Origin of the sequence: Bacillus sp. FSL E2-0195 (genome assembly GCF_038003645.1) — a bacterium.
GTDB lineage: Bacteria > Bacillota > Bacilli > Bacillales > Bacillaceae_G > Bacillus_A > Bacillus_A mycoides.
Genome location: NZ_JBBOPN010000001.1, coordinates 4694228 through 4709885, shown reverse-complemented (window position 1 = coordinate 4709885; position 15658 = coordinate 4694228). Strand labels below are relative to the sequence as shown.

Annotated in this window: 13 protein-coding genes; 9 read left to right on the top strand and 4 right to left on the bottom strand. The window is 39.2% G+C overall.

What is annotated here, in order from left to right; genetic code table 11:
* The first annotated feature begins 12 nt into the window (after nucleotides 1–12).
* Nucleotides 13–2421: a glycogen phosphorylase gene (gene glgP, locus MHH59_RS24350; RefSeq protein ID WP_016095894.1), complete on the top strand. Its 2409-nt coding sequence runs from the start codon at nucleotides 13–15 to the stop codon at nucleotides 2419–2421.
* Nucleotides 2422–2670: 249 nt separating this feature from the next.
* Here the strand turns inward: glgP and MHH59_RS24345 are convergent, their stop codons facing one another.
* Nucleotides 2671–3393 carry a lipase family protein gene (locus tag MHH59_RS24345; protein ID WP_002089241.1) on the bottom strand — a complete coding sequence of 241 codons (723 nt, stop codon included), beginning with the start codon at nucleotides 3391–3393 and terminating at the stop codon, nucleotides 2671–2673.
* 141 nt (nucleotides 3394–3534) lie between these two features.
* On the opposite strand from MHH59_RS24345, the gene MHH59_RS24340 reads away from it, so the two are divergent.
* Nucleotides 3535–4305 carry a MerR family transcriptional regulator gene (locus MHH59_RS24340; RefSeq protein ID WP_328017087.1) on the top strand — a complete coding sequence of 257 codons (771 nt, stop codon included), beginning with the start codon at nucleotides 3535–3537 and terminating at the stop codon, nucleotides 4303–4305.
* A gap of 23 nt (nucleotides 4306–4328) precedes the next feature.
* Here the strand turns inward: MHH59_RS24340 and MHH59_RS24335 are convergent, their stop codons facing one another.
* A complete protein-coding gene (locus MHH59_RS24335) occupies nucleotides 4329–5111 on the bottom strand; it encodes a TIGR00266 family protein (protein WP_002015806.1) in 783 nt (260 codons plus the stop codon).
* Between the two features lie 321 nt (nucleotides 5112–5432).
* On the opposite strand from MHH59_RS24335, the gene cspD reads away from it, so the two are divergent.
* On the top strand, nucleotides 5433–5633 hold the full coding sequence (gene cspD, locus MHH59_RS24330) for a cold-shock protein CspD (RefSeq protein WP_001193051.1): 201 nt from the start codon (nucleotides 5433–5435) through the stop codon (nucleotides 5631–5633).
* A gap of 43 nt (nucleotides 5634–5676) precedes the next feature.
* Here the strand turns inward: cspD and MHH59_RS24325 are convergent, their stop codons facing one another.
* Nucleotides 5677–6408 (bottom strand): yteA family sporulation protein, encoded by a 732-nt coding sequence (locus tag MHH59_RS24325; RefSeq protein ID WP_002129658.1) that lies wholly within the window; start codon nucleotides 6406–6408, stop codon nucleotides 5677–5679.
* A 124-nt stretch (nucleotides 6409–6532) separates the two neighbouring features.
* The gene (locus MHH59_RS24320) at nucleotides 6533–7486 is read right to left on the bottom strand and encodes a 1,4-dihydroxy-2-naphthoate polyprenyltransferase (protein WP_002015811.1); all 954 of its coding nucleotides are present in this window, start codon (nucleotides 7484–7486) and stop codon (nucleotides 6533–6535) included.
* Between the two features lie 193 nt (nucleotides 7487–7679).
* On the opposite strand from MHH59_RS24320, the gene MHH59_RS24315 reads away from it, so the two are divergent.
* The 6 genes from MHH59_RS24315 to menC all read left to right on the top strand — a co-directional run bounded on the left by MHH59_RS24315 (nucleotide 7680) and on the right by menC (nucleotide 15566).
* Nucleotides 7680–9074 (top strand): isochorismate synthase, encoded by a 1395-nt coding sequence (locus tag MHH59_RS24315; RefSeq protein WP_002015812.1) that lies wholly within the window; start codon nucleotides 7680–7682, stop codon nucleotides 9072–9074.
* A complete protein-coding gene (menD, locus tag MHH59_RS24310; protein ID WP_340852575.1) occupies nucleotides 9071–10825 on the top strand; it encodes a 2-succinyl-5-enolpyruvyl-6-hydroxy-3-cyclohexene-1-carboxylic-acid synthase in 1755 nt (584 codons plus the stop codon). The genes MHH59_RS24315 and menD overlap by 4 nt, the downstream gene beginning before the upstream one ends.
* Nucleotides 10822–11634, top strand: a complete 813-nt coding sequence (menH, locus tag MHH59_RS24305) for a 2-succinyl-6-hydroxy-2,4-cyclohexadiene-1-carboxylate synthase (RefSeq protein ID WP_002129651.1) — start codon at nucleotides 10822–10824, stop codon at nucleotides 11632–11634. Before menD ends, menH begins: the two co-directional genes overlap by 4 nt.
* 68 nt (nucleotides 11635–11702) lie before the next feature.
* Nucleotides 11703–12521, top strand: a complete 819-nt coding sequence (gene menB, locus MHH59_RS24300) for a 1,4-dihydroxy-2-naphthoyl-CoA synthase (RefSeq protein WP_002089233.1) — start codon at nucleotides 11703–11705, stop codon at nucleotides 12519–12521.
* 492 nt (nucleotides 12522–13013) lie between these two features.
* Entirely contained in the window at nucleotides 13014–14459 is a 1446-nt protein-coding gene (locus tag MHH59_RS24295; RefSeq protein WP_078178327.1) for an o-succinylbenzoate--CoA ligase, read from the top strand.
* Nucleotides 14460–15566 carry an o-succinylbenzoate synthase gene (menC, locus tag MHH59_RS24290; RefSeq protein WP_003191956.1) on the top strand — a complete coding sequence of 369 codons (1107 nt, stop codon included), beginning with the start codon at nucleotides 14460–14462 and terminating at the stop codon, nucleotides 15564–15566.
* Nucleotides 15567–15658 lie beyond the last annotated feature (92 nt).

Here is a 15658-nt window from a genome sequence, read left to right as displayed (position 1 = left end):
GGTGGTGAAAAAATGTTTACTCATGTTGAAAGCTTCAAATCCGCTTTTCTAGAAAAATTAGAAACGATGTATGGGAAAAGTTTCAAAGATTCTACAACTCGTGATCAGTATAATACGCTCGGTCATATGGTACGTGAGTATATGAATAGTCAATGGATTGCAACGAATGAAAGTTATCGTTCTGGAGATCAAAAACAAATGTATTATTTATCCATTGAATTTTTACTTGGGCGTTTACTAGGCAGTAACATATTGAATTTAGGCATTCGAGATGTATGTGAAAAAGGACTTTTTGAACTTGGAATTTCTTTGCACGAGTTAGAAGAGATTGAAGCAGATGCTGGCCTTGGTAACGGCGGACTTGGACGTTTAGCAGCCTGTTTCCTCGATTCACTCGCTTCTTTAAACTTACCAGGACATGGCTGTGGTATTCGTTATAAGCATGGTCTGTTTGATCAAAAAATTGTTGATGGCTATCAAGTAGAATTTCCAGAACAGTGGCTTCTTCATGAAAACGTTTGGGAAGTAAGAAGGTATGACCAAGCTGTAGAAGTAAGTTATTTTGGAAACGTTGAACCACTAGAAATTGATGGACGTTTAGAGTTCAGGCATACAAATGCAGAAGTTATTATGGCAGTACCATATGACGTTCCAGTTGTAGGGTATGAAACGAGTACTGTAAATACGCTTCGGCTTTGGAATGCGGAGCCAGTTCCTTTCCCGCAAAATTGTAAAGATATTTTGAAATATAAGCGTGAAACAGAGGCCGTATCGGAGTTTTTATATCCAGATGATACGCATGATGAGGGGAAAATACTTCGTTTAAAACAACAGTATTTCCTCGTATCAGCAAGTTTGCAAAATATCGTTCGTATGCATAGGGAGAGACACGGTAGTCTTCGTCAGTTACATGAAAAAATCGCGATTCATATAAACGATACACATCCGGTTCTAGCAATTCCAGAACTTATGCGTATTTTATTAGACGAAGAAAAATTGACATGGGAAGAAGCTTGGCACATAACAACGCAGACGATTTCCTATACGAATCATACGACGTTATCAGAAGCGCTTGAGAAATGGCCAATTCGCATTTTTAAACCGTTATTACCGAGAATTTATATGATTATTGAAGAAATTAATGAACGTTTCTGTCATGAGCTTTGGGACCGTTATTCGTACGATTGGAAGCGTATTGAGGACATGGCCATTATTGCGCATGACCTTGTGAAAATGGCTCATTTAGCGATTGTTGGTAGCCATAGCGTTAACGGTGTGGCTAAAATTCATACAGAAATTTTAAAGCAGCGTGAAATGCGATTGTTCTATGAATTTTATCCAGATAAGTTTAATAATAAAACGAATGGAATTGCTCATAGGCGCTGGTTAATGAAGGCGAATCCACAGCTGACGAATCTTATTTCGGAAGCGATTGGAGAAGAATGGAAGAAAGAGCCAATTAAGCTGCAAGCACTGCAAAACTTCATACATGATACTAGTTTTCAAGAAAAGCTTGCAGGGGTAAAACAAGAGCGTAAGATTATTTTAGCGGAGAGCATTCATAATAAAATGGGGATCACTATTGATCCAAATTCTATTTTTGATGTGCAAGTGAAAAGGTTACATGCCTATAAACGACAGTTATTAAATGTTCTTCATATTTTGTACTTGTATAACCGTTTAAAAGAGGATACTAGTTTTTCATTTTACCCGCGTACTTTTATTTTTGGAGCGAAAGCATCACCTGGCTATTATTATGCGAAGAAAATTATTAAATTAATAAATGAGCTTGCAAGAAAAGTGAATACCGATCCGTACGTAAGTCAATTTATGAAAGTTATCTTTCTAGAAAACTACCGAGTTTCTTTAGCTGAAGATATATTCCCGGCGGCAGATGTAAGTGAACAAATTTCAACTGCGAGTAAAGAAGCATCGGGAACAGGTAACATGAAATTCATGATGAATGGTGCAATTACACTCGGAACGTTAGATGGAGCTAATATTGAAATAAAAGACCGGGTCGGTGATGATGCCTGCTTCATTTTCGGCTTAACAGCGGATGAGGTTCTTCATTACTACCAAAACGGTGGATATCGTGCAAGTGACTATTATCACCACAATATGCACATTAAAAAAGTAGTAGATCAGTTAACGAATGGTTTCTTTGCACAGTCGGGAGCTGAATTTGAAGCGATTTATGATTCTCTCGTTATTCAAAATGATGAATACTTCGTTCTTCGAGATTTTAGCCCATATGCTGAAAGACAAGAAGCTGTCGGAAGGGCCTACGAAAATAGGGAGAAATGGCTGGAAATGTCGATTTTGAACATTGCACAATCGGGGCATTTTGCGAGTGATCGAACAATTTTGCAGTACAGTAATGAAATTTGGGGTATTGGTAATACTGTTAAACTTTTTTAGATGAAGGCCCCTTTTGAAGGGGCTTTTATTTATTTTGCTTAAGAAAGGTAAGGCATGAACGTATATATTATACCTGTTCCGCCATATTCGCCTGTCGCAAAGTATGAAAATGTAAAGAAACCTGTAAACGAAAAAATTATTATAAGAAAAAGTGCAAAGAAAAATTTTAGCATGTAAGGTCCCCTCATCCGAAAGTAATTTCATAGATTATTATAGTATACAAATATTAAATTTCCAATTGTTTACTGGTTAAAAATGAGAGGTCAGACATGTTTTGTATGTTGTAATGGAATGGTTATTCGTAATGGATTTTGTATTTTTCGTAAATGTCATGTTGTGATGGACGTGTGCATATTCCCAGTCTTTATCATTAAAATGGACATTTCTTGGAGGGAGAAGAGGAACGACATCGAATAAATTGACAAAACGAAAGCTACTAGCTACTTGCAGTTTATAATAATTTCGAAAGGCGATATCTCCAACTTTTGGAGAGGCAAAGGTATAAAGACCGTACTGTGCGAAGGCAGTATTTATACGTGCATCTAGTATGTGTAGTGTAGCGAGTGCACCGCCTAAGCTATGGCCTGTTGCAAGAAGTTTCTTATGGGCTGGTAATGACACGAGCATATCCATAATGGAATCCCGGCAAGATTCATAAATTGAAAGAAAGCCATTATGGACATTTCCACTATTTAAAGCATATGGGTATGGCTTTTGGTTAACGAGTGAATCGATAATCCAATCTGTATCTGTTTGTGTGCCCCTAAAAGCTACAATAATTGTATCCTCAGATTCTAATATGAATCCGAACCATTCTGTCTTTTGAATGGCCTTTCCTTGAAACCCTTGTACATATTGGAACCCATCGGGTATTTCGAAAATGCCATTTTGTTTATATTGTTCATACGTTAGATCGCAGCAAGATGCTAACAATATGGCAGTGTCTTTATCAAAGGATAAAGGAGTACGCATCAAGAAAGCCCTCCTTAAGAAAAGGTATAGTTCAATATATGCAGTGAGGGACTTGATTCATTCTTTTTGAAAAAAGGCTTGAACCTACAGTTACGTGAGGGAGTATGATTTTTGTAAACATATTGTTAGGAGGAGTGTAGGATGAGCAAAAAGGAAGGCTATTCAATTGGTGAGTTTTCAAAGAGAACAGGTATATCAATACGAACACTACAGTATTACGATGAACTTGGCCTGCTTAAACCTGAAAAAAATATAAGTTCAGGACACCGTGTATATAAAGATAGAGATATATTAGCGCTCCAAAAAATAGTGAGTCTTAAAGTATTAGGATATAGTTTAGAAGAAATTCGTGTCATGCTCAATGTGAAAAGTTTGAATATAAGCTTAAAAGAAACATTACAAAATCAAAGAGTAGCCTTTGAAGAAAAGAAAAAACAACTTGAAGTTTCGATAAAGGCGATTGAACGAACAATGGTATACCTTGAGGAAGATGAAGAGGTAGATAGTAACATATTAATGAGCTTAATTAATAGTATCCAAAAAGAAAACGAACAACGTTTATGGCTTGAAGAATATGTATCAAAAGAAGTGGCTGATGGATTATATAATAAGCCGGAAGAAGAGGACATAGCACTTGATAAAGAGTTTATGCGTTTAGCAAAAGAAGTGAAAAGGTTATTTGGAAGACAAATTGAGGATTCAGAAGTGCAAAAATTGGTTGATGAACATATGAAAGTGACTCTTAAGTATGTCGGTGAAGAGACAATGTATTCTCTAGGTAAATTAGAGAATGTAGAAGAACAATATAATAATATGATGCCTTTTCCTTATACGGAAGATGAAGGGGCGTGGCTTAATGAAGCGATGAAATACTTTATGATCCAAAATGGTTTGTATAGTCCACCTAAATAAAAAGTGCCCTATAAGGGCACTTCTTACTCTTTTCCATCTAATAAACGACCAAGTCCGCCTAAAACGCTACCTTCACCGCTGTTTTGAGCTGCTGGGCTTGTAAGGCGTGCTGCTAAGCGGCTAAGTGTTAAGGACTGAATCCAAACCGTTCCAGGACCTTCTAGCGTTGCGAAGAATAAACCTTCACCGCCAAATAGAGCTGTTTTTACTTTTCCAACGAATTGAACATCGTAGTTAACGTCTTTTGTCATTGCAACGAGACAACCTGTATCAATGCGAAGTTTCTCACCAGGTTTTAATTCACGCTTATATACAGTTCCGCCTGCATGCATGAAAGCTAGACCATCACCTTCAAGTTTCTGCATGATGAAACCTTCACCACCGAAGAAGCCAGTTCCTATTTTTTTAGTAAACTCAATTCCGATAGAAACACCTTTTGCGGCACAAAGAAATGCATCTTTTTGGCAGACTACTTTTCCTTGATATTCTGTTAAATCAACAGGAATAATTTTTCCAGGATAAGGAGCGGCGAATGATACGTGTCGTTTGCCATGACCTGTATTTGTAAATACAGTCATAAACATACTTTCACCTGTAACGAGACGTTTACCTGCGCCCATTAATTTACCGAATAGACCATTAGATGGTCCAGAACCATCACCGAAAATCGTTTCCATTTCGATATGATCTTCCATCATCATCATTGCGCCAGCCTCTGCGACAACGCTTTCTTCTGGATCCAATTCAATTTCAACAAACTGCATATCATCGCCATATAATTTATACTCGATTTCATGTGCTTGCATTTTTTCACCTCATCATATGTAGTAATTATATTGTACAGAAATCAAAGGAATTAGAATACTGTAGTTTTATTAATTTTTGAATAAAAATAGAATGAAAATTTAAGGTTATACTAGAATTATAAAAAACGATGGGACGAAAGTGTTCTCATTTGACGTTTTTGATATAGCATGATATAGTGAAAACACTATTGAGCTACATAATGTGGTACGGAAATAAAGCACGTTGTATTAAAGGCTGTAAGCTTGTTATACATTCATGTCCTTTATATCCACCTTTTCATGTGGATTCATAGTTTCATTTTTATTTAGGAGGTACATGACATGCAAACAGGTAAAGTTAAATGGTTTAACGGCGAAAAAGGTTTTGGCTTCATCGAAGTTGAAGGCGGAGAAGACGTATTCGTACATTTCTCAGCTATTCAAGGCGACGGCTTCAAAACTTTAGAAGAAGGTCAAGAAGTTTCTTTCGAAATCGTTGATGGAAACCGCGGACCACAAGCAGCTAACGTTACAAAAAACTAATTAGCTAGCGAAAAGAAGCATTCCGAATTTCGGAATGCTTTTTTTATGCTTTAGAACCAGACTCATCTGAAGATAATTCACCTTTAAAGGTGCGTTCTTCAAAGTCATCAAGCAATTGTTCATATTCTTCATGTTCTTCTGTTGCGAAAACTTGTGGGTTTTTTCCATACATATCTGTTCCAATAAAGTTTTCGAAATCCTCTACATACCCAACATTTTCTTCACTATTTACGTACATGCCATTATAGTTTTTTGAATCCTGTCTTTCTAAATCGGATGGTGTTTCTGATGTTCCGTAATTTGCGACGTCTTGCCAAGCATCTTCAGCATCGTACTCTACAGAATGATCTTCGTCGTGCTTATGAAACGAAGGATCTAGCACCTCTTCTTCAACTGGGCGCGTCTGCATATCTAATTTATTTGTAGTGTGCTGAATACACGTTGTAGCAGTTGGCATTGCTTCTAATCTTTCAAATGGAATTTCCTCACCAGACACTTCGCAAATTCCGTACGTACCAGCTTCAATTTTTTGCAGAGCATGTTTCGTATCTTCTAACTGTTTATGCCAAAATTCGATGAGTCCGAAATCTTTCTCACGTTCGTACAATTCTGTAGCCATATCACCTGGATGGTTGTCATAGCTAGACAATTCTCCTACTGAATCACGTTCAGATGCACGGTTTTCATCTTCATGAGTTTGTATCGTTTGTTCAACTTCTTGCTGTTGTTTTTCTAGAATAGATTTAAATTGATTTATTTGTTGTGGAGTTAACATAGTCGTCCACCTTCCTACAATTCAGTTTCTTTACATAGTATGAGCGTTGAGAGTAGGAATTATGAGATGAATTTCAGCCGGGAAGTCGGTATATGAAAAAAGGAGCCGCATAAGCAGCTCCTTTCTATAGGAAATATCCAAGCAATAATCCGATTCCCATTAGGAGACCGAAAATTGTATTTGTTTTTGCTGTTGAAATCATCGCAGGTACCATTTCCATTGGAATGCTTTTGCCGATAAAGCCTTTCGTCGCTTTAAATGCTTTCGGTACACTTAAGAATACGATAAGCATCCATGGTGATACGATGTTAACGATGATTAAAGCGATTGTCCAAATGTAGGCAACGATAAACATAGAAGCAAGTACACCAACGGCTCTTTCGCGTCCAACGAGAATTGCTAACGTTTTACGACCATTTTCTTTATCACCATCTAAATCACGAATATTGTTAGATAGTAAAATTGCACCAATTAAAATGGAGCTTGGAATAGATAATAAAATCACTTCTGATGTTACTGCGCCTGTTTGGATAAAGAATGAAATACCAATAATAATGACACCCATAAATAATCCTGCTGTTAGCTCTCCAAATGGTGTGTACGCAATTGGAATAGGGCCACCAGTGTAAAGGTAAGCAACGGCCATACAAACAAGACCGATTGCAGCAAGCCACCAGCTAGAGTTCATACAAATATAAACACCTAATAGCGTTGCGATGCCTAAAAATCCGAATGCTAAGTTAAGAACGGTTTTTGGTTTAATGCCATCGCGGACGATAGCACCGCCTATTCCAACTGAACCTTCATGATCGAGTCCTCTTTTATAATCAAAGTATTCATTAAACATGTTCGTTGCTGCTTGAATGAGAAGGCAAGCAAGAAGCATCATAAAGAAAAGAGGAAGATGTATTTGATTTATACCTCCGACCTGCATTGCAAAAGCTGTTCCGATGAAAACAGGAACGAAAGCTGCTGTTAATGTATGGGGACGTAATAAACTCCACCAAATTCGCCAGCCTGTTTGTTTACTTGGCTTTGGCGCCGTAGGAGAGGAATTCGTTTCGACGTTCATTTCCATGTTGAATCCTCCTTGGTCACATATTGTACACAATTAAGTGTAGAAAAAGCATCATTTAGTGTCAACGTTTATTTTCTAGGAAGAGAAGGTGAATTTCTCAGAAATGCTAAACGTTGACAGGCCTTTCCTTTGAGGTGTATCTTAAAATCAAGCGTAATTATGACTATTTTTCGCCCATAGGGGGGAGACAATTGTGATTCAAACGAAACGAAAAGGCTTACAAGAAGTTCTTGTTACAGCTATTAAGCGTGCGACTGATGAAAAAACATTAGTTAGTTTTGTAAAACAAATAGATTGGGTGGATCCACTTCTGTTTTATGCAGCAGGAAAAAGGATCGCATTCGAAAATAGATGTTATTTTGCAGACCCAGCTCAGCATGTAATATTTGCTGGAATTGGCTCTGTTTTCACTATAGCAAATTCTTCTCACAAACGCTTTCAAACTGCTCGTGACGAGTGGGATAAAGTAAAAGAGAAAGCATTCGTACAAAGAGAAGGATACGAATTTGGAACAGGTCCTCTTTTATTTGGTGGATTTTCATTTGACCAAGAAAAAGAAAAAACGAATCTTTGGAAAGAATTTGATGATACCACATTTTCACTACCAGCATTTTTATTAACTGTAAAAAATGAAAAGGCGTGGTTAACGATTAATCAGTTCGTTTCAGCTGAAGATTGTGCAGAAACTCTTTATAACGAAATTATTTCTGTAGAAGAGAGAATTTTACAAGAGAGTAAATGTGCACTAGTAGGATCAAAATTAACAGTTACTTCTAAAGTAGAAGTTGATCCGAGTGGCTGGATGAACGCGATTGGAAAAGTGCAAGATGAAATGAAGCAAGGGAACGTGCAGAAGGTTGTATTAGCAAGGGAGCTAAAATTAACGATGGATCAGCATATTGATTCCGTTCTTGTTTTAGAAGCGCTTCGCATTGGGCAACCGGATTGTTACGTATTTTCTTTTGATTATAAAGGAGCATGCTTCTTAGGGGCGACACCTGAGCGATTGATTCGAAAAGAAGGCGAGAAGTTCACATCGATGTGCCTTGCTGGTTCAATTGGTCATGGCAATTCTATAGAAGAAAGTAAACAAAATGGTGAGACGCTTCTTCATGATGAAAAGAATTTGGCTGAACACGGTTATGTAGTTAACATGATTCGAGGTGTGCTAAGTGAGCATTGCGAATCTGTTAATATTCCGGAGAGCCCAGGCTTATTAACGACGAAAAATTTAATCCATTTATATACGCCAGTAGAAGCAAAAGGTGATGCAAGTCTTTTAACGATGGTAGAAGAATTACATCCAACACCAGCTCTTGGTGGTACACCTCGTCATGAGGCGTTGAAATTAATTCGTGATGTAGAGCTTTTAGATAGAGGATTATATGGTGCACCAATTGGCTTTATAGATGATGAAGGAAATGGTGAATTTGCGGTTGCACTTCGCTGCGGATTATTAAATGGCGAGAAGGCATCCTTGTTTGCCGGCTGTGGTATCGTAATTGATTCAGTAGCGCAGCTTGAATATGAAGAAACAAGTTTGAAGTTTAGACCGATGCTTGGTGCTTTGGAGGAATTAATGAAATGAACAATCATATAGAAGCATTATCATATTATTTAGGCGCGTTCGTGGACGAACTGACGCGTCTAAATGTATGTGATGTTGTCATTAGTCCTGGCTCACGGTCAACGCCGATTGCCTTACTAATGGAACAACATGAAGGAATGAAAACATATTTACATGTAGACGAAAGATCAGCAGGATTTTTTGCGCTCGGTATTGCGAAAGCAAAAAAACGTCCTGTTGCGCTATTATGTACGTCAGGGACGGCAGCAGCGAACTATTATCCAGCTGTATGTGAAGCGTTTCATTCACGAGTGCCGCTTATCGTATTAACAGCGGATAGACCGCATGAATTAAGAGATGTGGGTGCACCACAGGCGATGAATCAATTTAATTTATACGGTACTTTTGTGAAGCAATTTACAGAGATGGCACTTCCTGAAGCGAGTGAAGCAATGTATCATTACGCTCGAATAACAACGCAGCGTACGATAGCAAGTGCACTTCTAGCCCCGCAAGGACCTGTTCATCTTAATTTTCCAGTTCGCGAGCCGCTTATACCGGATTTCTCATTAGAAAGTTTATGGGATAAAGGGCGTGGTGAATATACAGGAGTAGTTCAGCAAGGGAACGTGACGATGCCGAGTGAATATGTAGATTCTCTTGTAGGGCGCCTTTCACATATGGAAAAGGGGCTTATTATTTGTGGAGACGGCAGTCATCCAGAAATAACAGAAGTTGTTATGAAAGTAGCTGAGAAAACAGGGTATCCAATTTTAGCAGATCCACTTTCTAACCTCCGTAGTGGTAATCATGATAAAACGATGGTTATAGATTGTTACGATACATTTTTACGAAATGAATTGTTAAAAGAAACGTGGAAGCCGAATGTTTTAATTCGTTTCGGAGGAATGCCTGTCTCTAAAGCATTAACGCAGTTCATCAAAAAACAAACGAAAGCTGTTCATATCGTTGTCGATGAATCTGGACAATGGAGAGATCCAGCTCTAGTTGCGACAGAAGTTGTACAAGCTAGTGACAGTGAATTTTGCAGAGCATTACTAGAGAAAATGCCAGTTATGAAAAAGAATGATTGGTTCGGAATGTGGAAACAAATAAACGAGAAAACGAGAGAAACGCTTCGTGAGATGGAAACATATGAAACGGCATTTGAAGGAAAAGTAATTACGGATATTGTAAGTGTATTACCAGAAGGGGCAACGTTATTTGCGAGTAATAGTATGCCAATTCGCGATACCGATTCATTTTTCTTCACATCGGATAAAAACATTCAAGTAATGGCGAACCGCGGTGTAAATGGTATTGATGGAATCATTTCAACAGCTTTAGGAGCGAGTATTATTTGTGATCCGCTCGTATTAGTAATCGGTGATTTATCATTTTATCACGATTTAAACGGACTATTAGCCGCGAAACTACATGAGTTAAATATAACGATTGTTGTTGTAAATAATGATGGTGGAGGTATTTTCTCATTCTTACCACAATACGAGAAAAAGGAACATTTCGAATCATTATTTGGAACACCAATTGGGCTTGATTATGAACATGTTGTCAAAATGTATGGTGGTTCATTTAGCCGTGTAAATGGTTGGGAAAACTTCCGAGAAGAAGTACAAACTGGAACGAAAACGAATGGATTACACGTCGTGGAAATTTGTACGAATCGCGAAGAAAACTTGAAATTACATCGTGAACTATGGGCAAAAACAATGGACGTTATTACTACATCTTTGCAAGGTGAATCAAAATGAAAGTAACATTGCAAGGTGTATCGTATGAATATGAAGTAGCCGGAAGCGGGGAACCACTTCTACTTCTTCATGGTTTTACGGGAAGCATGGAAACGTGGGGTTCCTTTATTCCTTCTTGGAGCGAGCAGTTTCAAGTCATTCTAGTAGACATTGTTGGACACGGGAAAACGGAAAGTCCTGAAGATGTGATGCATTATGATATTCAAAATGTGGCGCTGCAAATGAAAGAACTACTGGATCATCTTCATATTGAAAATGCGCACATACTTGGCTATTCAATGGGTGGTAGACTTGCGATTACGATGGCATGCTTATATCCAGAATATGTGCGTTCGCTTCTTTTAGAAAACTGTACAGCTGGACTTGAGAGTGCAAAGGAGCGAAAAGAACGCAAGGAAAAAGATGAACGACTTGCCGATAAAATTGAGCAAGAAGGCATCCGAAGTTTTGTATCGATGTGGGAAAATATTCCGCTATTTGAAACGCAAAAACGTTTAGTGCAAAACGTAAAAGAAGCGGTGCGAAAAGAACGACTTGCTAATAATCCAAAAGGACTTGCAAATAGTCTTCGTGGCATGGGAACAGGGGCTCAACCTTCATGGTGGAACGAATTGCAAAACCTAAAAATGCCTGTCCTTTTACTGAATGGAGAAAGCGATGAAAAGTTCTTTCGCCTATTAAAAAACATCGAAAAATGCATCCCTCATGCGAAATTTGTCAAAATTGATGGGGCTGGCCATGCAATTCATGTGGAACAACCGGAAAAGTTTGATACAATAGTAAAGGGATTTCTAAAAACTATGCAGTGATACTTTTTTCAGCAAGAAGGAAGTTGCACTTATAGCGGAGATCAGAAATATAAAAGGAGGTAATAGTAATGACTATTGAATGGGTAAAAGAAGGCAATTACGAAGATATTATTTATTCAACATACAATGGCATCGCAAAGATTTCGATTAACCGCCCTGAAGTACATAATGCATTCCGTCCTAAAACGGTAATGGAGTTAATCAATGCTTTTGCACACGCTCGTGATGATGCAAATGTTGGCGTTATCATTTTAACAGGTGAAGGTGGACGTGCATTCTGTTCTGGCGGCGACCAAAAAGTTCGCGGTCATGGTGGCTATGTAGGTGACGACCAAATCCCACGTTTAAACGTATTAGACTTACAACGTCTAATTCGCGCAATCCCTAAACCGGTTATCGCAATGGTAGCAGGTTATGCAATCGGTGGTGGACACGTACTTCATATCGTATGTGACTTAACAATCGCTGCAGACAACGCTGTATTCGGACAAACAGGTCCTAAAGTAGGAAGCTTTGACGGTGGATACGGAGCTGGTTATTTAGCTCGTATGGTAGGCCATAAGAAAGCTCGTGAAATTTGGTACCTATGCCGTCAATATAGTGCACAAGAAGCACTTGATATGGGCTTAGTAAACACAGTAGTACCATTAGAAGAACTTGAAGCAGAAACAGTACAATGGTCACAAGAAATTTTAGCAAACAGCCCAATGGCACTTCGTTTCCTAAAAGCTGCATTCAACGCAGACACAGACGGTTTAGCTGGTATTCAACAACTAGCTGGAGACGCAACGTTATTGTACTACACAACTGACGAAGCAAAAGAAGGCCGCGACGCGTTCAAAGAAAAACGCACTCCGGACTTCGGTCAATTCCCTCGTTTCCCGTGATCAAACCAAAAGCGGAAGCGGCTCGCTTAGAATGTGAGGGGGATGGAGCTTCTGACAGAGAGGCGCTTTTTGCCTCGTAGGAAGAAGTGAAGCCACCGAACATTCTAGCCGCTGTAGCTGGATGAAACCAAAAGCGGAAGCAGCTCGTTCAGAACAAGAGGGCGTTGGAACTCCTGAAAAAGAGGCGCTTTTTGCCTCGCAGGAAGGCGTGAAACGACCGACTGTTCTAGCTGCTGTAGCTGGATGTTTTAAAAGCGGAGCCGACTGTTTAGCCCCGTAGGCTAAGGTTCTTTCACACAGAAAGTGTTTTTTACTTTCTCGTGCGGAAGGTTCTTAGACGGAAGGGGCTAGGAGGCGCAGCTGGATGTGATGAAAAGCGGAAGCAGCTCGCACACAATGTGAGACGCAACCAAAAGATCACACCGGAAACAAAACAACTAAGAGACTTGATGTCATATCAGGTCTCTTTCTTTCATGAAAGGAGAATGAGTGATGGAGACGATGCCGAATTGGTTAATGCAACGTGCATTTTTAACACCTGATCGCACTGCAATTGAAATTGAAGAGGAGAAGGTTACTTTCGTGCAGCTGCATGAAAAAGTAGTATCTGTTTGTGAACACCTCACGCATGTAGGAGTGAAGCGGGCGCAAAAGGTGGCTGTTCTGATGAAAAATGGTATGGAGATGATTACAGTTATTCACGCCCTATCTTACATAGGTGCAGTAGCTGTGCTTTTAAATACGCGTCTTTCAAGAGAAGAGCTACTTTGGCAAATGGATGATGCGGAAGTTGTTTGTTTAGTGACGGATCAAGAGTTTGAGACGGAAAATGTTCCAGTATGTTCATTTGCTGAAGTGATGCAAGGACCGAAGGCGGAAGCATTTATACAAGAAGAATTCTCTTTAGAAGAAGCGATGACAATTATTTATACGTCAGGGACGACAGGGAAACCGAAAGGCGTTGTTTTAACGTACGGTAACCACTGGGCAAGTGCAGTCGGTTCTTCGCTTAATTTAGGGCTTCGTGATGATGATTGTTGGTTAGCTTGTATGCCAATGTTCCACGTTGGCGGGTTATCTCTTTTAATGAAAAATATTATGTACGGTATGCGCATTTTACTCGTTCCAAAATATGATGCTAATTTTATTCATAAAGCACTTCAAACGAGAGGCGTTACGATTATTTCTGTCGTTTCTAAAATGCTAACAGATTTATTAGAACTACTTGGCGAAGGTACATATCCATCTTCTTTACGATGCATGTTACTTGGGGGAGGACCAGCACCGAAGCCGTTATTAGAAACATGTGTGGAAAAAGGAATTCCTGTGTATCAAACGTACGGTATGACAGAAACATCATCGCAAATTTGTACGTTAACAGCAGATTACATGTTAACGAAAGTAGGATCAGCCGGAAAACCACTATTTCAGTGTCAGCTTCGTATTGAAAAAGACGGCGTAGTTGTGCCGCCCCGTGCTGAAGGAGAAATTGTAGTAAAAGGACCGAACGTAACAGGTGGCTACTTTAACCGTGAAGATGCGACGCATGAGGCGATCAGAAAGGGATGGCTTCATACTGGTGACCTCGGTTATTTAGATGAGGAAGGATTTTTATACGTATTAGATCGACGCAGTGATTTAATTATTTCTGGCGGAGAAAACATATATCCAGCTCAAATTGAAGAAGTATTGCTCTCTCATCCGGCGGTAGCAGAAGCGGGTGTTGTCGGTATGGCTGACGAAAGTTGGGGACAAGTACCAGCTGCTTTTGTTGTAAAAAGTGGAGAGGTAACAGAAGAAGAAATTCTTCGTTTTTGCGAAGAGAAATTAGCGAAATATAAAGTGCCGAAGAAAGCATGTTTCTTAGAGGAATTACCACGAAATGCTTCGAAGAAATTGTTAAGACGAGAGTTAAGACAATTAGTGGAGGAGATGTAGGTGGAAATAAAAAAAGCGACACTTTATATAACGGAAATGCCGCTCATTATCCCGTTTGCGGCAAGTTACGGGACTTATGAAAAGCGTGAAAGTATCGTCATTGAATTAGAAGATACAGATGGATACATTGGTTTTGGTGAAGTCGTTGCATTTTCTGAACCGTGGTATACGGAAGAAACGGTAAAGACAGCGCTGCATGTACTTCAGGATTTTTTATTACCAGATTTATTGAAAGCTGAAATTTCTCATCCGAATGAAGTACCGTCTTTGTTCAAACATATAAAGAGAAACCGAATGGCAAAGGCCGGAATTGAAGGTGCTGTTTGGGATTTATATGCGAAGCGTCAAAAGCAGTCGTTAGCGATATTGCTTGGCGGAAATAGGTCTGAAATTGAAGTCGGCGTTGTGATTGGGATCAATACAATTCCAGTTATGCTAAAACAAATCGAGGAGTACGCGGAAGAAGGATACGAGCGCTTTAAAGTGAAAATAAAGCCAGAACATGATTACGAATTGCTGAAAGAAATTCGTAAAGAGTTTCCGAATATCCCGTTAATGGCTGATGCAAATTCAGCTTATACATTAGCGGATACGGAGAAGTTGAAACGACTAGATGAATTCCAACTTATGATGATTGAACAACCGTTAGCGGATTACGATTTTCTGGATCATGCACAGTTGCAAAAGAAAATTGAAACACCGATTTGTTTAGATGAAAGCATCCATAGTTTAGAAGACGCACGTGTTGCGATTACGCTTGGCAGTTGCCGCGTCGTTAATATTAAACCAGGGCGAGTGGGCGGATTAACAGAGTCCGTTCAAATCCATAATTATTGTATGGAGCATAACATACCAGTTTGGTGCGGTGGCATGGTAGAAATGGGGATTTCACGAGCTCAAAATGTTGCACTCGCTTCATTGCCAAACTTTACGATTCCTGGAGATATATCTGCTTCTAGTAGACATTGGGAGAGGGATATTATTTCACCGGAAGTGATGCTTGAAGGCGGAAAAGTAAGGGTACCGCAAAGTATTGAACGTGAGTATGAAGTAGATCGAGGCAGGTTGGAAGAAATAACAAAGCAGCGGATTATTTTTGAGCGATGAATGGGAGCTTTTATTAGTACTGACTACCTGCAAATAGCGGGATGATTTTGTCGTTAATTTTCGGTAAGTCGATATACTTAAAAAATCGCCGA